This is a genomic window from Mesorhizobium sp. M0207, from assembly GCF_040321995.1.
GTDB lineage: Bacteria > Pseudomonadota > Alphaproteobacteria > Rhizobiales > Rhizobiaceae > Mesorhizobium.
Genome location: NZ_JAMYSQ010000006.1, coordinates 182386 through 199771 on the forward strand (window position 1 = coordinate 182386; position 17386 = coordinate 199771).

Genomic DNA, 17386 nt, shown 5'->3' on the forward strand with positions numbered 1-17386 from the left:
GGCCTCCTATCTGAGCTTCAGGGTCGACAGGCCGACCAGCGCCAGGATGACGGCGATGATCCAGAAGCGGATCACCACCTGGCTTTCGGTCCAGCCGAGCTTTTCGAAATGATGGTGGATCGGCGCCATCAGGAAGACGCGCTTGCCGGTCATCTTGAAGTAGCCGACCTGGATGATGACCGAGAATATCTCGACGACGAACAGGCCGCCGACGATGACCAGCACGATCTCGTGCTTGGTCGCCACCGCGACCGTGCCGATCAGCCCACCCAGCGCCAGCGAGCCGGTGTCGCCCATGAAGATCGCCGCCGGCGGCGCATTGAACCAGAGGAAGCCGAGACCGGCGCCGATCACCGCTCCAAGGACCACCGCAAGTTCACCGGTGCCGGGCACGAAATGGATCTGCAGATATTCGGCGAACACCGCGTTGCCGGAGAGATAGGCGATGACGCCGAAGGATGCGGCGGCGATCATGATCGGCACGATCGCCAGCCCGTCGAGACCGTCGGTCAGGTTCACCGCATTGCCGGCGCCGACGATGACGAAGCACGAGAACGGGATGAAGAACCAGCCGAGATTGACGAGAAACTCCTTGGCGAAAGGGAATGTCAACGATGACGAGAACGGCGCCTGGCCGTTATGCATGATCACCCAAGCGGCGATGCCGGCGATGACGAATTCGAGCCCCAGCCGCGCCTTGCCGGAAAAGCCGAGATGCGATTGCTTGGTTACTTTGAGATAATCGTCGTAAAAGCCGATCGAGCCGAATCCCAGCGTCACCAGCAGGACCACCCAGACGTAGATGCTCGACAGGTTCGCCCACAGCAGCGACGAACCGACGATGCCGGACAGGATCATCAGTCCGCCCATTGTCGGCGTTCCCGCCTTCTTGAAATGCGTCTGCGGCCCGTCGGCACGGATCGGCTGGCCCTTGCCTTGCCGCAGCCGCAGCGAATTGATGATGGTCGGTCCGAAAATGAACACGATCAGTGCCGCTGTGATCAGCGCTCCGCCGGTGCGGAAGGTTATGTAGCGGAAGACGTTGAAGACCGAGATCTTGTCCGCAAATTCGACGAGCAGTGTTAGCATGCGCTTGCGTCCCCCGGACCGATCCTAGGTCTGTCTGCTGGTTGTGGCTTCCGCCGGAAACTTGCCGAGCAACGCCTCGACCAGCTTTGAAAAGCCTATGCCCTTCGACGATTTGATCATGACCACGTCGCCGGGCTTCAATTCCGATAGAAGAACCGGTTTCAGATCTTCCGCACCGGCGCGGTATTCCGTCCTGATCTCGTCGGGCAAAACGTCGGCCAGCGCCCGCATTTCCGGGCCTCCGAGAAAGACCGTGCGCGTGTCGGTGCCGACGATCAGACCGGCAAGCGCGGCATGCAATTTCGCCGAATGGCTGCCGAGCTCGAGCATATCGCCGAGCACGGCAATGCGCCTGCCCTCGCCCGACACCGGCGTCGTGTTGAGCAGTGCCATTGCAGCGCTCATCGACGCGGGATTGGCGTTGTAGCTCTCGTCGATCAGCGTGATCGGCCCGTTGGGATGACGCAACACATAGCGCTTGCCGCGTCCGCGTTCGGGCGAAAGATCGGCCAGCGCCTGCGCAACCCTGTTAACGTCGGCACCGACCAGATGCGCGGCACCAAGCACCGCGAGCACGTTCTGCACCATATGGCGGCCCGGCGCGCCGATCCTGGCGACAATCTCGTGCCCGCCAATCTTGGCGGTGATGACCGAGTGATCGGCATTGAGCTCGCATTTGATCAGTTTGAAGGTCGCCCGGGCATTCTCGCCGAACCCGTAGACATGCTCGACGCCGGCCTCTTTGGCCATCTTCTCCAGCAGCTTCCAGCGCGCATCGTCGCGGTTGAGAAGGGCGGCGCCACCGGGCTCCAGTCCCTCGAAAACCTCTGCCTTGGCCTTGGCGATCTCGTCCAGGTTGCGGAAGAAGCCGAGGTGAGCCGCCGCGATCAACGTGACGATGGCGACATGCGGCCGGACCATCTTGACCAGCGGCCGGATCTCGTCGGGATGGTTCATGCCGATCTCGAAGACGGCATAGTCGCAATCCTGCGGCATGCGCGCCAGCGTCAGCGGCACGCCCCAGTGATTGTTGAACGACTGGGCCGATGCATGCACCGTACCGACCGCGGAGAGAGCGTGGCGTAGCGCTTCCTTGGTGGTGGTCTTGCCCGCCGATCCGGTCACGGCAATCACCCTGGCCTTTGAGCGTGCGCGCGCCGCAACGCCGAGCTTTTCCAGAGCGACAAGCACGTCCTCCACGACGATCATCGGTGCAGTCAGCCGCCCCAGCGACGGCAGCTTGCCCTCGGCGACGACCAGCACGCCGGCGCCCGCCTTGATGGCGGCGGTGACGAAATCATGGCCGTCCATGGCCTCGCCCTTGATGGCGAAGAAAGCGTCTCCCGGCTGCAGGCTGCGGCTGTCGATGGAAATGCCGGCGATGGCTTCAGGCATCGGACCGAGCGGCCGGCCATCCATGGCGGCAACCAGCGCCTCGGAGGTCCACAGATAGCTCACGCCGCTTGCTCCCGCAGCGCCGAGCGAACTTCCTCATGATCGGAAAAATGCAGCGTCTCGGTGCCGATGGTCTGGCCTTCCTCATGGCCCTTGCCGGCCACGATCAGCGTGTCGCCAGCGTGAAGCATCCCGACCGCCTCGTGGATGGCCTTGCGCCGGTCGCCGATCTCGATGGCGCCAGGTGCGGCTTCCAGGATCGCGGCGCGGATCGTCTCGGGTACTTCCGAGCGCGGATTGTCGTCGGTGACGATGACCACCTCGGCCAGCCTTGTGGCGATCTCGCCCATGATCGGCCGCTTGCCTCGGTCCCGGTCGCCGCCGCAACCGAATACGACGATGACGCGGCCGGTGGTAAAGGGGCGCACCGAAGCCAGCACGTTTTCCAGCGCATCCGGCTTGTGCGCGTAGTCGACATAGACCGGCGCGCCGTTGGCGGCCGTCCCGACAAGGTCGAGCCGTCCCGGCGCGCCCTTCAATTTCTCCAGCGCCATCAACGCCTTGGCAACAGATGTACCAGTCGAAATGGCGAGGCCGGCCGACACCAGCGCATTTGCAATCTGGAAGTCGCCAGCCAGCGGCAAGTCGACTTCATGGAGAACGCCGTCCGCTTCGACCTCGGCGCGCTGGCGGTGGCGCTCGTGCTCGACCCGCTTCAGCCGCAGGAAATCGCCGTGGCGGCCGACCGTCAGCACATTCAGTCCCGCTGCCCGCGCCGCCTTGATCGTCGGCTCCGACCACGGGGCGTCGGCAAAGATGACCGCCGGCGCGCCCTTCGGCAGCAGCGCGTCGAACAGACGCAATTTGGCGCGATGATAGTCCTCGACCGTCGGATGATAGTCCATATGGTCGCGGCCGAGATTGGTGAAGCCGCCGGCCGCGAGCTTGACGCCGTCGAGCCGGCGCTGGTCGAGGCCATGGCTGGACGCTTCCATCGAGGCGTGGGTGACGCCGGCCTCCGCCAGCTCCTTGAGCAGCCTGTGCAGTGCCACCGGATCCGGCGTGGTCAGCGAGCCATATTCGTTGCGGCCCGGCGCCACCACGCCGGTCGTGCCGATCGAGGCGGCGGCAAAACCCGCCTGCTCCCATATCTGCCGGGTGAATGCGGCGACCGAGGTCTTGCCGCTGGTTCCGGTCACCGCGACCATGGTTTGCGGTTGCATGCCGAAAAAACGTGCAGCACTCAGCGCCAGTGCAAGGCGCGGATCGTCTACGACAAGAACCGGGACTGGCAGCCCGGCGACCGCACTGCCTTTGCCGACCACGATCGCGGCAGCGCCGCGGCTTGCGGCATCGGCTGCGTAGGCTGCGCCATCCGCCTTGGAGCCGGTGAGCGCGAAAAAGACGACGCCCCGTGTTACCTGGCGGGAATCCGACGAAATCCCTGTAACCTCCATGTCGAAGGAAGCTGTCCCCTCGACAGGCAGGATACCGGCTAGATTTTTCAGCTTCATCGAACCCCGTTCATCGCAACAAAATAGCGCGCAGTTGCCGGCGCGCCCCAAGAATCACTGATAGGAAACCAGCGTTGCACCATTTTCATGGCTGAAATCTGGCTTCACGCCAAGCATGGAAGCCGCACGTCGGATGATGTTTGCAGCCATGATGCCCGCGTTCGAGGCGGCCGTACCACCCATGCCGGGCTTTTCCGGCTTCGGTTCGTCGGCGATCGTAAGCACTATGTATTGCGGATCGTCCATCGGGAAAGCCGCAACGAAGGCGTTGAAATTCTTTTCCTTCGAGTAACGGCCGTTGACAACCTTCTCCGCCGTTCCCGTCTTGCCGCCCACCCGGTATCCTGGCACCCGTGCATTGCGGCCGGATCCCTTTTCGGCATTGAGTGCATAGAGATAGCGCATGCCCTCGACCGTCTTGTCGCTGACCACTTTCTTGGCCACCGCCATCGCCTGCTCCTGCGTGCGCGGCAGGAAGGTCGGGTCCATCAGATAGCCGCCATTCATCAGCGCGGCGCAGCCGACCGCTGTCTGCAGCGGCGTCGTCGACACACCGTGGCCGAAGGCGATGGTGATCGAATTGACCTGCTTCCAGACCTTGGGCTCGGTCGGCCGAGCGACTTCCGGCAGTTCGGTCTGCATCTTCTCGAGGATTCCCAGGCGATGCAGGAATTCGCGGTGTCCGTCGATGCCAACCGCTTCGGCTTCCTTGGCAGAGCCGATATTGGAGGAGTAGATGAACACTTCCGGCACCGACAGTACCCGGCCCTTGCCATGGAAATCATGGATGGTTTGATGGCCGATCCTGATCGGGCGCGACGCGTCGAAACGGCTTTGCAGCGTTATCTTGCCGGAATCGAGCGCCATGGCGGTGGTGAAGCTCTTGAAGGTCGACCCCATTTCATAGAGGCCGGCCGACATACGGTTGAGCCGGTCCTTGTCCTGCGCGTTATAGGGGTTGTTCGGATCGAAATCCGGAACCGACGCCATCGCCAGCACCTCGCCGGTCTTGACGTTGAGCACGACGGCGCCCGCCGCGATCGCGTGGTACTTTTCCATGCCGGTGGCGACCTCATCGCGCACGATATGCTGGACGCGCAGGTCGATCGAGAGCTGCACCGGCTTCAAATCCTTGGCCACCGCCAGACCCGACGCCTGAAGGTCGCTCAAGCCTTGTTCGTCGATGTATTTCTCCATGCCGGAGATGCCCTGATTGTCGATGTTGGTGAGGCCGACAATGTAGGACGAGGTTTCGCCGGCCGGATAGAACCGGCGCTTTTCGGTGCGAAAGCCGAATCCGGGGATGCCGAGTTGCATGATGTCGGCCTGCTGCTTCGGCGTCAGTTGACGCTGCAGCCAGACGAACCCGGCGCCGCTCTTCAGCTTGTTGTATGTCTGCTCGTAGTCGATCTCGGGAAGCACCGTCGACAGCTTTTCGATCGCCTCGTCGGCATCGACGATGCGGCGCGGTTCGGCAAACAGCGACGCGGTCTTGATGTCGGTCGCCAGCACTTCGCCGTTACGGTCGACGATGTCGGGTCGCGATGCCGTCACCCGGCTCTGCGGGCCGCCCGACAGGTCGGGATTCTGGAAACCCAGATAGACCAGCCGCCCGGCAATGGTCGAATAGATGCCGAAGAACACTGCCATGGTCATGACGATGCGAGTCCTGCCCTTGCCACCGGTCGCCTTGCGGGCACCTTCGACCACGATCGATCCGCCTGCACCCGGCTTCGAACCGCGCTTCAGCAGCCTGCCAATCTTTGGAAATCTGGCAGCCATTGGAAATCCGGTGATCATTGGACGATGCCTCCGGTCACCACGGGATCCTTGCCGCCGATATCGGCCATGCCGCCCAGCCGCTGCGATGAAAGGTCCTCGATGTTGACGGGTTTCGCCGGCAGATCGTCCAGCCCGACGATCTGCCGCGCATTGACCGGCTCGAGTCCGAGTTGCGATTTGTAGATTTCGGTGAGCTTCTGCAGGCGCGACGGCTGGGTAAGCAGGCTCCAGTCCGCCTTGAGCAGGTCGATCGTGTCCTCCTCATAACGGATCTGCGCCTGGATCTTGTGCACTGCCGCCAGTTGCTCCTCGGCCTCGCGCTTGGTCTTGTAGGTCAGGGCAGCCGCTGAAACCATGACGGCGATCAGGACTATGTCGCTGGTACGAAACACGTGCTCACCTCTCTCCCGGTCGATCGGCGCCGGGAAGCTTTGGGCCAGGCAGTTTTGGCAGGCCGAAAATCGAAAAATCGCCGGCGCGCGCCGGCGCCTCTGTACGGATCGCAGCGCGCAGCCTTGCCGAGCGCGCCCGCGGATTTGCCGTTATCTCGGCATCGCCAGGCGTCACGCCGCCGCCCTTCTTGGTGAAGGTGGCGGTGCGCGCCTGCGCCTCGGGCAGGTGCCGCGATCCGGTCGCTGAATCGGCTCTGTCGGCGATGAAGCGCTTGACGATGCGGTCCTCCAGGGAATGGAAGGTCACCACGACAAGCCGCCCGCCCGGTTTCAGCACGCGCTCTGCGGCAAACAGTGCCTTGGCCAGTTCGCCGAGTTCGTCATTGACGAAGATGCGCAGCGCCTGGAAAACGCGGGTGGCCGGATGGATCTTGTCCTTTGGCGCGCGACCGATATGCGTCTCGATGGCATCGGCAAGATCGAGCGTGCGCTCGAAGGGGCGTTTTTCGCGACGGCTCTCGATCATGCGGGCGATGCGCCCGGCATGGCGTTCCTCGCCGAGAAAACCGAAGATGCGGGCAAGATCGCCCACCTTGAAGGTGTTCACGACGTCGGCGGCGCTCAGGCCCGCCTGCGCCATGCGCATGTCGAGCGGCCCATCGGCCCGGAACGAAAAGCCGCGCTCCGGCTGGTCGATCTGCATGGAGGAGATGCCGATGTCGAGCACGACGCCATCGGCACTTTCAACCTGTTCGTCGAGCGTCGAGAACGGTGCCTGGACAAGCCTGAGCTTGCCGCCGGACTGCTGTTCAAGGGCCCGCCCCGCCGCGATCGCATCCGGATCGCGGTCGATGGCGACGACCGAGGCTCCGCTTGCCAGAATGGCCTTCGTGTAGCCGCCGGCACCGAACGTGCCGTCGACGATCACCTCGCCTTTTGTCGGCGCCAGCGCCTCCAGAACTTCGGCAAGGAGGACCGGAATGTGACGGGCTGGTCCGCCAGCGGCATGAACTTCATCGCCGTCGCCCGCCATCATTCCGGCCGCTCCCCGGGCTTCGTCCCCTGCCGAAGTTGCAAAAGCCGGGCGCGTGCTTCCGTCCCATAGGCGCTGAGCCGTCCCGGCTCCCAGATCTGAAAGAAATTGCCGCGGCCAACGAAGGCCACTTCCGCTGAAATGCCGGTATGCTCGCGAATGAAATCGCTCATCGTGATACGGCCGTCCTGGTCGAGCTTCAGAAACGTTCCATCGCCATGGCAGAAGAACGACATGTCGTCCGCCGTCTGCAGGAACGGGTCTTCCTGGGCGATGCGCTGCTCGTAGCGATCGAGCAGGTCGAGCCCACCGACATCCATCGCCGGGCGATCCAGGCAGCGTAGCGCATAAAGTTCCGAATAGCCGCGTTTCTGCACAACGGCACGGAAATGCGCCGGCACGGACACCCGTCCCTTCGCATCGATCCTGTTCACCGCGTTCGACAGAAACCGGTCCATTACGCGTTACGGCCGCTTGCGCCGCCGCACCCCTCTGCATCTTCCTGTCCGCGCCGCCCCAGCCCGGTCGGCGTCCAAAACCCACTTCGTTATAACGGGCGAACGCAGGCAAACGCGCAGCCGCCGCGGCTGCCCGATTGGCGTACGCTTCACCCTGACACGAAACGAAGGCTTGAGTATCGGAATGGGATATCATGGGGTGTTATGGGCGTCAACGGGAACAGTCTTCAAAACGCGCCTGCCACGACTGGGGAGAGCAGCTTTGACGGCACTCCCGTCTTTATCGTCTATTAAGCCTAACGAAGCGTTTAGAGCCGTGTGGCCCAACCGGAGCCGGCTTGCTGCGGATCGCTGCCGCGCATAGCCTCGGCATGTCCTTTTCCGGTCAGTAACGAGGTTGAAACCATGTCCGAAACAGCCAAGTCACGCGCCGCGGCACTTCCCCATCTGCGCCGCGGCGGGCTGGCCAAGGGCGACCCGATCCCCTTGCCCCTGACCATGGCCGCCATCTTTCATGCGCCCGGCGACGCCACCGGCTATGATCAATATGGCCGCTTCAGCAATCCAACCTGGGATGCGGTCGAGCACATGCTGGCGCATCTGGAAGACGCCCCATGCGTCGCCTTTCCCTCGGGGATGGCTGCCATCTCGGCGGTATTTTTCGGCCTGCTCAAAGCCGGCGACCGTATCCTGCTGCCGTCCGACGGCTATCACACGACGAGAGCGCTGGCAGAGCGCTTCCTGAAGTCCTTCGGCGTCGCTTATGATGTCCGGCCGACGTCGAGCTTCCTCGACGGCGGCTTCGACGGATACCGGCTTGCCTTCGTCGAAACGCCCGCCAACCCGGGACTGGATATATGCGACATCGCAGCCGTCGCCGAAGCCGTGCACAAAGCGGGTGCGGGGCTTGTGGTCGACAACACGACGATGACGCCTTTCGGCCAGCGCCCGCTCGATCTCGGCGCAGATATCGTCATTGCCGCCGACACCAAGGCACCAAACGGCCATTCCGATGTGCTGTTCGGCCATGTCGCCAGCCGCGACGCGGACATTATCTCGAGGGTGACCGACTGGCGCGAGACGTCGGGCGCCATCCCCGGGCCGTTCGAGGCATGGCTGGTGCATCGCGGCCTCGAAACGCTGGACGTGCGCTTCGACCGCATGTGCGCTTCCGCCGAAATGATAGCGCGACGACTGAAAAACCATCGCGCGATCAGCGGCTTGCGCTTTCCGGGACTGGAGAGCGATCCATCGCACAATCTTGCCCGCGCCCAGATGGAGCGCTTCGGCTTTCTCATCTCCTTCGTGCTCGCCTCGGAGGACAAGGCCGAGGATTTCATCAACAATTGCGCCTTGATGCAGGCTGCGACATCGTTCGGCGGCGTGCACACTTCGGCGGAACGGCGATCAAAAAGGGGAGATGCCGTTCCGCCCGGCTTCGTTCGCCTGTCGGTCGGCTGCGAGCCGGTGGAAGAGCTTTGGCAGGCGATCGAGGCGTCGCTAGACGCAATCGGTGGCTGAATCGGCAATCACGAATTCAGATCGTCGGCATCAATCTTGCGCCGGCCGTGCAGCACGCGAACGATTTCGATCGCCTCTTCACTGACGCGGTACAGGGTGAGGTATTCGCCGACGATCAGGTGACGGATTCCGGTTGCGATGTCTTCGCGCGGCGCACCTGAGAAGGGGTGCAGGGTCAGCAAATCCCACCGCCTTTGCAAGAGATCCACGAGCCGAACCGCCGCATTTGGATTCTGTTCGGCAATGTAGTCGCCGATGGCTTCGAGGTCGATCAATGCCTGAGGAAGCAGGCGGTATTTCACTCCTCAAGGCCTTTGGTTCCGGCCATTTTCAGATATTTGGCGCGCAGCCGTTCCATGATTGGCGGCCCGTCCAGCCCCGGCCCGCTGTCGATCCCTTCCTGCACCAGCTTGCGCAATTCCTCGACCGTGTAGCCGAGCAGGTCGCGCCGGTCCTTCCATTGCCGCAGCGCGTCGCGGATCACCTCGCTCGCCGAGGCATATTCGCCGGCGGCGACCACGTCGTCGACCACCGCCGCCAATTCCGGCGACAGCGTGATGCTGCGTTTATCGACCTGTCCCATGACGCGCTCCTGAATACCGTCATCCAAATGGTACGATTTAATCGCACCATTTTCAAGGAATGCCGCGCTTAATTGCGGGTCGAAAACTGAACCAACGGCTGCGCCCGAAGACGCAACCTGCTGATATCAGGAGATTTCCTTTTATCGGGGAAAACTGCCAGCTGGCCTGTAAGCCGGGTTCTGTATGGCCCTCGCCGCTTACACGGCGAGAACGTGGCGGCCATTCATCTTGGGCGCATGTTGCCATACGCCTCACGCAACCTACCCGGACGGTGAGCCGGAAACAGCCCTCGAGGGTTTCCCCTCGCACCGCCCCTATTCGGTCTTGCTCCCGGTGGGGTTTACCGTGCCGCTCCTGTTGCCAGTCGCGCGGTGGGCTCTTACCCCACCCTTTCACCCTTGCCACGATTGGATCGTGGCGGTTTGCTTTCTGTGGCACTTTCCCTGGGGTCGCCCCCGCCGGCCATTAACCGGCACCGTGTCTCCATGGAGCCCGGACTTTCCTCACCCGCAGCCTTTCGGCTTCGCGGGTGCGGCCGCCCGGCCAGCTGGCAAGGCGTATAAAGGGGTTCAGGCCCGAAAACGCAAACGAAAAAGCAAGTTGTCGCTTGTCAGGCGGGCGCTCCAAGTGCAGCCAGCTGGACCTTGACCTTGCCGCAATAGGCTGCGGACACCGGGTTCATCCGTGTGGCGGCATGGCCGGCATTGTATTTCAGGATCGTGCCGCAGGTCGTGCCGCCGCCGAGATCCCGCGCCATGGCGAGGTACTTCATGCCGTATTTGATGTTGGTATCTGGATCATAGAGGCCCTGAACCGAACCGCTATAGCCCATCATCCGCGCCGTCGCCGGCTTGATCTGCATCAGGCCGATCTCGCCGGCGCTGCCGACCTGGTTCGGTTGGTAGTTGCTTTCGATCTTGATGACGGCGTTGGCGAGCGACACCGGGACGCCATAGCTGGCGGCATAACGCGCAATGATCGCCGAATACTGTCCGCTGGCGCCGACTACCACCGCCTGAGGCGCTGGCCTGCTCTTCGGAGCGACTGACGCCGTTGCCATGTGGTCGATGCTTTTGCGGTTACGCTTCACATAGTGTTTTGAGATTGTCTTTCTTGCAGCGGTTGGCTTTTTCGCAGGGGCCGGCTTTTTCGTCCTTACCGCGGTTGCTTGTTCCACTTTTGCGGTGGCGGTCTTCTCTACTTTTGCACCAAGGGTGGCTTTCGGCACGGCGGTTTTGCCGGCTGCGGCACTGAAGCCCTGATCGGCCCGCTGGCTCAGCGGTGCGCTGTTTGCCGCACTGAAGGCAAAAGTCATTACGCCGGCAGCAATGGCTGCCGTTAAAACGGTCAATTTCTGCATGTGATCCTGTTCTGTTTGATCTGCACAAAGAACTTCGCGCAGATACCCTCAATCAACATCGGAACATTTGGGGGGATAGACGTCCGACAATCTGTACGGATCGCCTTTGACGACGGAATTGGCGCCAAAGAAGGCGACGCAAGTCACTTTGAGTAACAGATTGTAATTTTTAAGCTGGCAAAAGATTATTTGAGAGAGGCTATCCTTACGGAAGCGAGCAGCCTTTCCAGCGTGCGGATCGTCGATCCATCAGCCATGCCATCGACCAGGCGCTGCCGGAAATGCCGCTGAAATGCCTCTACCACGATTTCGGTCTGCCGATCGAAGGCGCCGGTGATCTCGACGCCATAACCATAGAGCGCCAGCATCGACTGCAGCGCCTCTACCTCGGCGCCGGTATCGCCTGGCTTCAGCACGGCGCCGCGCCGGATCGGTGCTGCCGGCACAACATGGCCGATACCGACGGCAAACAAGGCCTTCCATGGAAATTTCTCGCCTGGATCGACCTTGCGCCCCGGTGCCACGTCGGAATGGGCAAGCACCCGCTGCGCCGGAATGGAATGGCGCTCGATGATGCCGGCGCACAGGCCGATCACCGCACCGATCTGCGGTTTTGCAAAGTTGCGATAGCCGAGCGTATGCCCCGGATTGACGATCTCGATGCCGATCGAACAGGAGTTGATGTCGCTCTGTCCGAACCACGAGCTCTTGCCGGCATGCCAGGCGCGGTCGCTTTCCCTGACCATCTGAACAATGCGGCCGTCCTCATGGACCAGGTAGTGCGACGAGACCTCGCTTGCCGGATCGCACAACCATGCCTCGGCACCGGCGCCCGTAGCCATGCCGGTGTAGTGCAGCACGATCATATCGGGTCCGAGCGTCCCGCGCCGTGGTCCGAAATTCGGCGATACCCTGACCTCGGCGCTCGGCTCATCGGGCGGAAAGCCGCTCATGCGTGCCGCAGGCCTCGCTCGATCATTTCATAGGCCGCGTTGATCGCCGCCAGCCTGGTCGTCGCGATCTTGATGAATTCCTGCGGCAGGCCGCGTGCGATCAGCCGGTCCGGATGATTGTCGGAGACCAGCTTGCGGTAGCGCCTGCGGACCTCCTCGAACGGCTTCCCGCGCTCGATGCCGAGCACAACATAGGGATCGGCGGCACCCAGATCGACATGCCGGGCCAGGATGCTCTGGTAATGCGCCTCATCGATGCGGAATATCTCGGCGATGCGATGCAGGAATTCGCCCTCGCGCTCATGCACCAGCCCGTCGGCCTTGGCGATGTGGAACAGCCCGTCGAGTATATCCTCGAGCATCAGGCAGTTCGAATGGCCCGAACCGCAAAGCTGCGCCATCCGCTCGGCATAGGTCTCGAAACCGGCAATGTCGCGTTTGGCCAAATCGTAGAGCCGCGCCACATTGCGCCTCTGTTCCTTCGGCACCTCGAATATTTCCTGGAAGGCGCGCACCTCGTCTTGCGTGACGATGCCGTCTGCCTTGGCCATCTTGGCCGACAGGGCGATCATCGCCACCGAGAAGGCGACACGCCGGCGCAGATCGGCATCGCCGGAGAAAACCGTGCGCACGGCCTCGACCACTTCGGCGACGCCTGACGACGCTGAAGATGAAACGCGTGTGACGAAGTCGCCAAGGCGGTCCCAAATCGACATGGGGGCTTCATAGGACCAACCACCCATCGCTATCAAGCCAAGACAGTGCCGCAGGGGCTGGCCCAATCGATTTGGCGCAATGCCTGAGGCGGCTGGCGCCAGCGCTCACGTCGTCGCACTCGGCCGCCAGGCGCTGGTATCGTAAGCAGCAGAAAGGCCGGCCTGTGAGGCCAGCCTTTCCTTGGCTGTCACATTGACTACTGTGCCGGAGCAGCCGGCGCAGGTGCCGGAGCCGGAGCCGGCTCGGCAGGCTTGTTGGCGTCAGGAGCAGCCGGCTTCATCGTCTGGTCGGATGCCGGCGGGTTGGTGCTCTGCGTCGTGGTGTTGTCGGTGCCGCTGTTGCTGCAGGCGGCAAGGCCAAGCAACGCAAGCGCCGACACCGACGCAAGAATGAGTTTCTTCATGATATCTCTCCTCTAATCACGCCTCCGTTACCGGCGGCGGTCGAGGACACAATGCGTAAGCTGCGCATGAGTTTCGTAACGTTGCATTTCTGCCTGTAACATATTCCAATCACTTGACGATTGCCGGTCAGGGCCTCGCGAGCTAACAGATCGAACAGGGAAAAATCCCGGGAGCGCCGCTGTGACTGCAAAATGGGATTTCTGGATCGACCGCGGCGGCACCTTCACCGATGTCATCGGCCGTGACCCGCAAGGCGCGCTGCACCCGCGCAAGCTGCTGTCCGAGAATCCCGAAGCCTATGCCGACGCTGCCATCCAGGGCATTCGCGATTTGCTCGGCGTCCAACCCGGCGCTCCAATCCCCTCCGCTCTGATCGGCGATGTCAAGATGGGCACCACGGTTGCCACCAATGCGCTTCTCGAGCGCAAGGGCGACCGTGTGCTGCTGCTCATCACCAAAGGCTTCCGCGATGCGCTGAGGATTGCCTATCAGGCCAGGCCAGATATCTTTGCCAAGCAGATCATCCTTCCCGAACAGCTCTATGAGCGCGTCGTCGAGATCGACGAAAGGGTTCGCGCCGACGGCAGCGTCGAGCGCCTGCTCGACATTGCTTCGGTACGCCCGGCTATTGAGCAAGCCAAGGCGGACGGCATCGATGCGGTCGCGATCGTCTTCATGCATGCCTGGAAACATCCCGAGCACGAAAAGGCGGTCGCCAAAGTCTGTCGAAAGCTCGGATTCTCGCAGGTCTCAGTCAGCCACGAGGTCTCGCCTCTGATCAAACTGGTCGGCCGCGGCGACACCACGGTGGTCGACGCCTACCTGTCGCCGATCCTGTCGAGATATGTGCAAAGAGTGGCAAAGGAACTGGGCGTCCTCTCCCCCCTTGAGGGGGAGATGTCGGCGGAGCCGACAGAGGGGGTCGTTGCGGCAGTGCTCGACGCCCCTGTGGTGCCTTCTGACAGGACCCCCTCTGGCCGCTTTGCGGCCATCTCCCCCTCAAGGGGGGAGAGTAGGTCGAACCCAGTCGAGCCGACCCCACCCGGCGGCTTCGCCGCCACCCTCCCCTCAAGGGGGAGGGAAAGCCCTCGCCTCATGTTCATGATGTCGTCGGGCGGCCTCACCGCCGCCGAAATGTTCCAGGGCAAGGACGCGCTGTTGTCCGGCCCGGCCGGCGGTGTCGTCGGCATGGTCGAGACGGCAAAACTCGCCGGTTTCGGCAAGGTCATCGGCTTCGACATGGGCGGCACCTCCACCGATGTCGCCCATTACGATGGCGACTACGAGCGCGCCTTCGACACCGAGGTCGCCGGCGTCCGCATCCGAGCGCCGATGATGCGCATCCACACCGTCGCTGCAGGCGGCGGCTCGATCCTGCATTACGAGGCCGGCCGCTTTCGCGCCGGGCCGGATTCGGCAGGCGCCAATCCCGGCCCAGCCGCCTATAGGCGCGGCGGCCCGTTGGCCGTCACCGACGCCAATGTCATGCTGGGCAAGCTGCAGCCCGAGTTCTTCCCGGCTATCTTTGGACCGGGCCAGGACGAACCGCTCGACGTCCAGACGGTTCGCGAAAAATTCACCGCACTTGCCGCCCAGATCGGCGACGGCCGCTCGCCGGAAACCGTCGCCGAAGGGTTCATCACCGTCGCCGTCGAAAACATGGCCAACGCCATCAAGAAGATTTCGGTGCAGCGCGGCTACGATGTCACCGAATACCTCCTGAACTGCTTCGGCGGCGCCGGCGGCCAGCACGCTTGCCTGGTCGCCGATGCGCTGGGCATGGAGGCGGTGCTGATCCATCCGTTCTCAGGCCTGCTCTCGGCATACGGCATCGGCCTATCCTCTGTATTTGCGTCACGCCAGCAGGCGCTGCTGAAGCCGCTGGCGGACAATTCCGGGCCAGCGATCGATGAACTCATCGCAACGCTGCGCAAAGCCGTCATCGACGAACTCGCCGCGCAAGGCATCAGCGAAGACGCGGTCGTCTCGAGACCGGTGCTGCAGATCCGCTACGACGGCACCGATACCGCGCTGCCTGTGAACTTCGGGCACGGCTCGATTGCGCAGGCCAAGGCGGACTTCGAACTGGCGCACAAGGCGCAGTTCGGTTTCGTCTACGACGACAAGCCGATGATCGTTGAGTCGATCGGCGTCGAAGGTACCGATACCGGCGGCACCGGCCGCGACGAAAGCGATTCAGTTGTTGAAGACATGGCCGCAAGTCCTTCCGGGAACCGGAAAATCTTTGTCGACGGCGTCTGGCGCGACGCCGGCATTTTCCCCCGCGAAACGCTGAAGCCTGGTAACAAGATCGCCGGCCCCGCTTTGATCATCGAGCCAAACCAGACCATTGTCGTCGAGCCGGGCTGGCAGGCCGAGATCACCGCCAAGGATCACGTGTTGATGCGGCGCGTCGAGAAGAAGCGCCGACACGCCGCACTCGGCACCGAAGCCGATCCGGTGATGCTGGAGGTCTTCAACAACCTGTTCATGTCGATCGCCGAGCAGATGGGCGTGACGCTGCAGAACACCGCCTATTCGGTCAATATCAAGGAGCGCCTCGACTTCTCCTGTGCCGTCTTCGACCGGAATGGCGCGCTGGTCGCCAACGCGCCGCATATGCCGGTGCATCTCGGCTCGATGGACCGCTCGGTGGAAACCATCATCCGGTTGAACTCCGGCGACATCCATCCCGGCGACGTCTTTGCGCTGAACGCACCTTACAATGGCGGCACCCATCTGCCTGATATCACAGTGGTGACGCCGGTGTTTTCCCTCCCCCTTGAGGGGAGGGTGGCCGCGAAGCGGCCGGGTGGGGTCCTCGCAGAAGGCACCACAAGTGCGTCGAGCACTGCCGCAACGACCCCCTCCGGCGGCTTCGCCGCCACCTCCCCCTCGACGGGGGAGGAGATCCTCTTCTACGTCGCCTCGCGTGGCCATCATGCCGACATCGGCGGCACCGCGCCCGGCTCGATGACGCCGCTTGCCACAACCGTCGACGAGGAAGGCGTGCTGTTTGACAATTTCCGCATCGTCGATCGCGGCCGGTTCCGCGAGAAGGACCTGGAGACGCTGCTCACCGACCACCCCTACCCGGCGCGCAATCCGCACCAGAACATCGCCGACCTCAAGGCGCAGATCGCCGCGAACGAAAAGGGCGTCGCCGAGCTGCGCAAGATGGTCGCCCATTTCGGCCTCGATGTGGTCGAAGCCTATATGGGCCATGTCCAGGACAATGCCGCCGAAAGCGTGCGCCGCGTTCTGGAGCGGCTGCCCGACAGTTCCGAATACGAATACCCGACCGACACCGGCCAAATGATCAAGGTGAAGATATCGGTCGACCGGCGGAAGCGCGAAGCGACCGTCGACTTCACCGGAACGTCGCCGGTGATGAAGAACAATTTCAATGCGCCAGAGCCGGTCGCCCGAGCCGCTGTGCTTTATGCCTTCCGCGTCATGGTCGAAGACAACATCCCGATGAATGCCGGATGTCTGCGGCCGATCAACATCATCATTCCCGACGGCTCGATGCTGAAACCCGCCTATCCCGCGGCAGTCGTCGCCGGTAATGTCGAGACCTCGCAACACGTCACCAACGCGCTATTCGGCGCCATGGGCGCGATGGCCAATGCGCAGGGCACGATGAACAATCTCACCTTCGGCAACAAGCAGTACCAGTATTACGAGACGATCTGCTCGGGCTCGCCGGCCGGCCGGATGAACGACGGCCGCGGTTTTGCCGGCACCTCCGGCGTCCACACCCATATGACCAATTCGCGCCTGACCGATCCGGAAGTGCTGGAACTGCGTTTCCCGGTATTGCTGGAGGATTTTCATATCCGCGAAGGCTCCGGCGGCGAAGGCAAATGGAATGCCGGCGACGGCACCAGGCGCACTATCCGCTTCCTCGAAAAAATGGAATGCGCGATCCTGTCCTCGCATCGCAACCGCCCGCCGGGGGGACTGGACGGAGGCGGCGATGGCGAGGCCGGTTCGACCAAGGTCCGCCGCAAGACCGGCGCGATCGAGACGCTGAAAGCCTGCGATCAGACCATCCTCGACGCTGGCGAGGCGGTCATCGTGACGACGCCGACCCCAGGTGGATTTGGCAAGGCCTGAACTCGCGTCAACAGGCTGTCACTGGCCTGTCATCACCCTGCGCTACCGGCTTGCGCCAAAGCAAA

The 17386-nt window shown here is 62.8% G+C and carries 15 protein-coding genes and 1 other RNA gene; 2 read left to right on the forward strand and 14 right to left on the reverse strand.

The genetic code is table 11. The annotated features are described in order from the left end of the window. Positions 1–6 precede the first annotated feature (6 nt). From mraY to mraZ, 7 genes are read right to left on the reverse strand one after another with little or no spacing between them, the layout of a single operon-like run. Positions 7–1089, reverse strand: coding sequence for a phospho-N-acetylmuramoyl-pentapeptide-transferase (mraY, locus tag NKJ15_RS12025; protein WP_023676767.1), 1083 nt, complete (start codon positions 1087–1089; stop codon positions 7–9). Positions 1090–1113: 24 nt separating this feature from the next. Then, positions 1114–2547, reverse strand: a complete 1434-nt coding sequence (locus tag NKJ15_RS12030; RefSeq protein ID WP_352539518.1) for a UDP-N-acetylmuramoylalanyl-D-glutamyl-2,6-diaminopimelate--D-alanyl-D-alanine ligase — start codon at positions 2545–2547, stop codon at positions 1114–1116. Beyond that, entirely contained in the window at positions 2544–3998 is a 1455-nt protein-coding gene (locus NKJ15_RS12035) for a UDP-N-acetylmuramoyl-L-alanyl-D-glutamate--2,6-diaminopimelate ligase (RefSeq protein WP_352815452.1), read from the reverse strand. The genes NKJ15_RS12030 and NKJ15_RS12035 overlap by 4 nt, the downstream gene beginning before the upstream one ends. Positions 3999–4052: 54 nt before the next feature. After that, positions 4053–5780: a peptidoglycan D,D-transpeptidase FtsI family protein gene (locus tag NKJ15_RS12040; protein ID WP_352471555.1), complete on the reverse strand. Its 1728-nt coding sequence runs from the start codon at positions 5778–5780 to the stop codon at positions 4053–4055. A 14-nt stretch (positions 5781–5794) separates the two neighbouring features. Next, the gene (ftsL, locus tag NKJ15_RS12045; protein WP_023676771.1) at positions 5795–6172 is read right to left on the reverse strand and encodes a cell division protein FtsL; all 378 of its coding nucleotides are present in this window, start codon (positions 6170–6172) and stop codon (positions 5795–5797) included. A gap of 4 nt (positions 6173–6176) precedes the next feature. Further along, positions 6177–7208: a 16S rRNA (cytosine(1402)-N(4))-methyltransferase RsmH gene (gene rsmH / locus NKJ15_RS12050; RefSeq protein WP_352539515.1), complete on the reverse strand. Its 1032-nt coding sequence runs from the start codon at positions 7206–7208 to the stop codon at positions 6177–6179. Next, positions 7205–7663: a division/cell wall cluster transcriptional repressor MraZ gene (gene mraZ, locus NKJ15_RS12055; RefSeq protein ID WP_254818997.1), complete on the reverse strand. Its 459-nt coding sequence runs from the start codon at positions 7661–7663 to the stop codon at positions 7205–7207. Before mraZ ends, rsmH begins: the two co-directional genes overlap by 4 nt. Positions 7664–8068: 405 nt before the next feature. Between mraZ and NKJ15_RS12060 the strand changes: the two genes are divergently transcribed. Continuing rightward, complete coding sequence (locus NKJ15_RS12060; protein WP_352501066.1) at positions 8069–9184, forward strand: cystathionine gamma-lyase; 1116 nt, start codon at positions 8069–8071, stop codon at positions 9182–9184. 8 nt (positions 9185–9192) lie between these two features. Here NKJ15_RS12060 and NKJ15_RS12065 read toward each other — a convergent pair whose 3' ends face one another. The 7 genes from NKJ15_RS12065 to NKJ15_RS12095 all read right to left on the reverse strand — a co-directional run bounded on the left by NKJ15_RS12065 (position 9193) and on the right by NKJ15_RS12095 (position 13201). After that, positions 9193–9486 carry a type II toxin-antitoxin system RelE/ParE family toxin gene (locus tag NKJ15_RS12065; RefSeq protein WP_352501067.1) on the reverse strand — a complete coding sequence of 98 codons (294 nt, stop codon included), beginning with the start codon at positions 9484–9486 and terminating at the stop codon, positions 9193–9195. Beyond that, the gene (locus NKJ15_RS12070; RefSeq protein ID WP_352501068.1) at positions 9483–9767 is read right to left on the reverse strand and encodes a type II toxin-antitoxin system ParD family antitoxin; all 285 of its coding nucleotides are present in this window, start codon (positions 9765–9767) and stop codon (positions 9483–9485) included. The genes NKJ15_RS12065 and NKJ15_RS12070 overlap by 4 nt, the downstream gene beginning before the upstream one ends. A gap of 153 nt (positions 9768–9920) precedes the next feature. After that, positions 9921–10319, reverse strand: an RNA gene (gene rnpB / locus NKJ15_RS12075) — RNase P RNA component class A. A 59-nt stretch (positions 10320–10378) separates the two neighbouring features. Next, the gene (locus NKJ15_RS12080; protein ID WP_352815455.1) at positions 10379–11128 is read right to left on the reverse strand and encodes a lytic transglycosylase domain-containing protein; all 750 of its coding nucleotides are present in this window, start codon (positions 11126–11128) and stop codon (positions 10379–10381) included. Between the two features lie 185 nt (positions 11129–11313). Next, positions 11314–12081 carry an N-acetylmuramoyl-L-alanine amidase gene (locus NKJ15_RS12085; RefSeq protein ID WP_352471548.1) on the reverse strand — a complete coding sequence of 256 codons (768 nt, stop codon included), beginning with the start codon at positions 12079–12081 and terminating at the stop codon, positions 11314–11316. Next, positions 12078–12797, reverse strand: a complete 720-nt coding sequence (locus NKJ15_RS12090; RefSeq protein WP_352471547.1) for a TerB family tellurite resistance protein — start codon at positions 12795–12797, stop codon at positions 12078–12080. The genes NKJ15_RS12085 and NKJ15_RS12090 overlap by 4 nt, the downstream gene beginning before the upstream one ends. Positions 12798–12994: 197 nt before the next feature. Further along, entirely contained in the window at positions 12995–13201 is a 207-nt protein-coding gene (locus NKJ15_RS12095; RefSeq protein WP_023676780.1) for a hypothetical protein, read from the reverse strand. 181 nt (positions 13202–13382) lie between these two features. Between NKJ15_RS12095 and NKJ15_RS12100 the strand changes: the two genes are divergently transcribed. Further along, positions 13383–17321: a hydantoinase B/oxoprolinase family protein gene (locus tag NKJ15_RS12100; RefSeq protein ID WP_352815457.1), complete on the forward strand. Its 3939-nt coding sequence runs from the start codon at positions 13383–13385 to the stop codon at positions 17319–17321. Positions 17322–17386: the final 65 nt, after the last annotated feature.

Excerpts from the sequence above, each read along its gene's own strand:
- NKJ15_RS12080 (WP_352815455.1), bottom strand. The coding sequence starts at position 11,128 with ATGCAGAAATTGACCGTTTTAACGGCAGCCATTGCTGCCGGCGTAATG.
- NKJ15_RS12095 (WP_023676780.1), bottom strand. The coding sequence starts at position 13,201 with ATGAAGAAACTCATTCTTGCGTCGGTGTCGGCGCTTGCGTTGCTTGGC.
- rsmH (WP_352539515.1), bottom strand. The coding sequence starts at position 7,208 with ATGATGGCGGGCGACGGCGATGAAGTTCATGCCGCTGGCGGACCAGCC.
- NKJ15_RS12040 (WP_352471555.1), bottom strand. The coding sequence starts at position 5,780 with ATGGCTGCCAGATTTCCAAAGATTGGCAGGCTGCTGAAGCGCGGTTCG.
- mraZ (WP_254818997.1), bottom strand. The coding sequence starts at position 7,663 with ATGGACCGGTTTCTGTCGAACGCGGTGAACAGGATCGATGCGAAGGGA.
- NKJ15_RS12035 (WP_352815452.1), bottom strand. The coding sequence starts at position 3,998 with ATGAAGCTGAAAAATCTAGCCGGTATCCTGCCTGTCGAGGGGACAGCT.
- NKJ15_RS12060 (WP_352501066.1), top strand. The coding sequence starts at position 8,069 with ATGTCCGAAACAGCCAAGTCACGCGCCGCGGCACTTCCCCATCTGCGC.
- NKJ15_RS12085 (WP_352471548.1), bottom strand. The coding sequence starts at position 12,081 with ATGAGCGGCTTTCCGCCCGATGAGCCGAGCGCCGAGGTCAGGGTATCG.
- NKJ15_RS12090 (WP_352471547.1), bottom strand. The coding sequence starts at position 12,797 with ATGTCGATTTGGGACCGCCTTGGCGACTTCGTCACACGCGTTTCATCT.
- NKJ15_RS12070 (WP_352501068.1), bottom strand. The coding sequence starts at position 9,767 with ATGGGACAGGTCGATAAACGCAGCATCACGCTGTCGCCGGAATTGGCG.
- mraY (WP_023676767.1), bottom strand. The coding sequence starts at position 1,089 with ATGCTAACACTGCTCGTCGAATTTGCGGACAAGATCTCGGTCTTCAAC.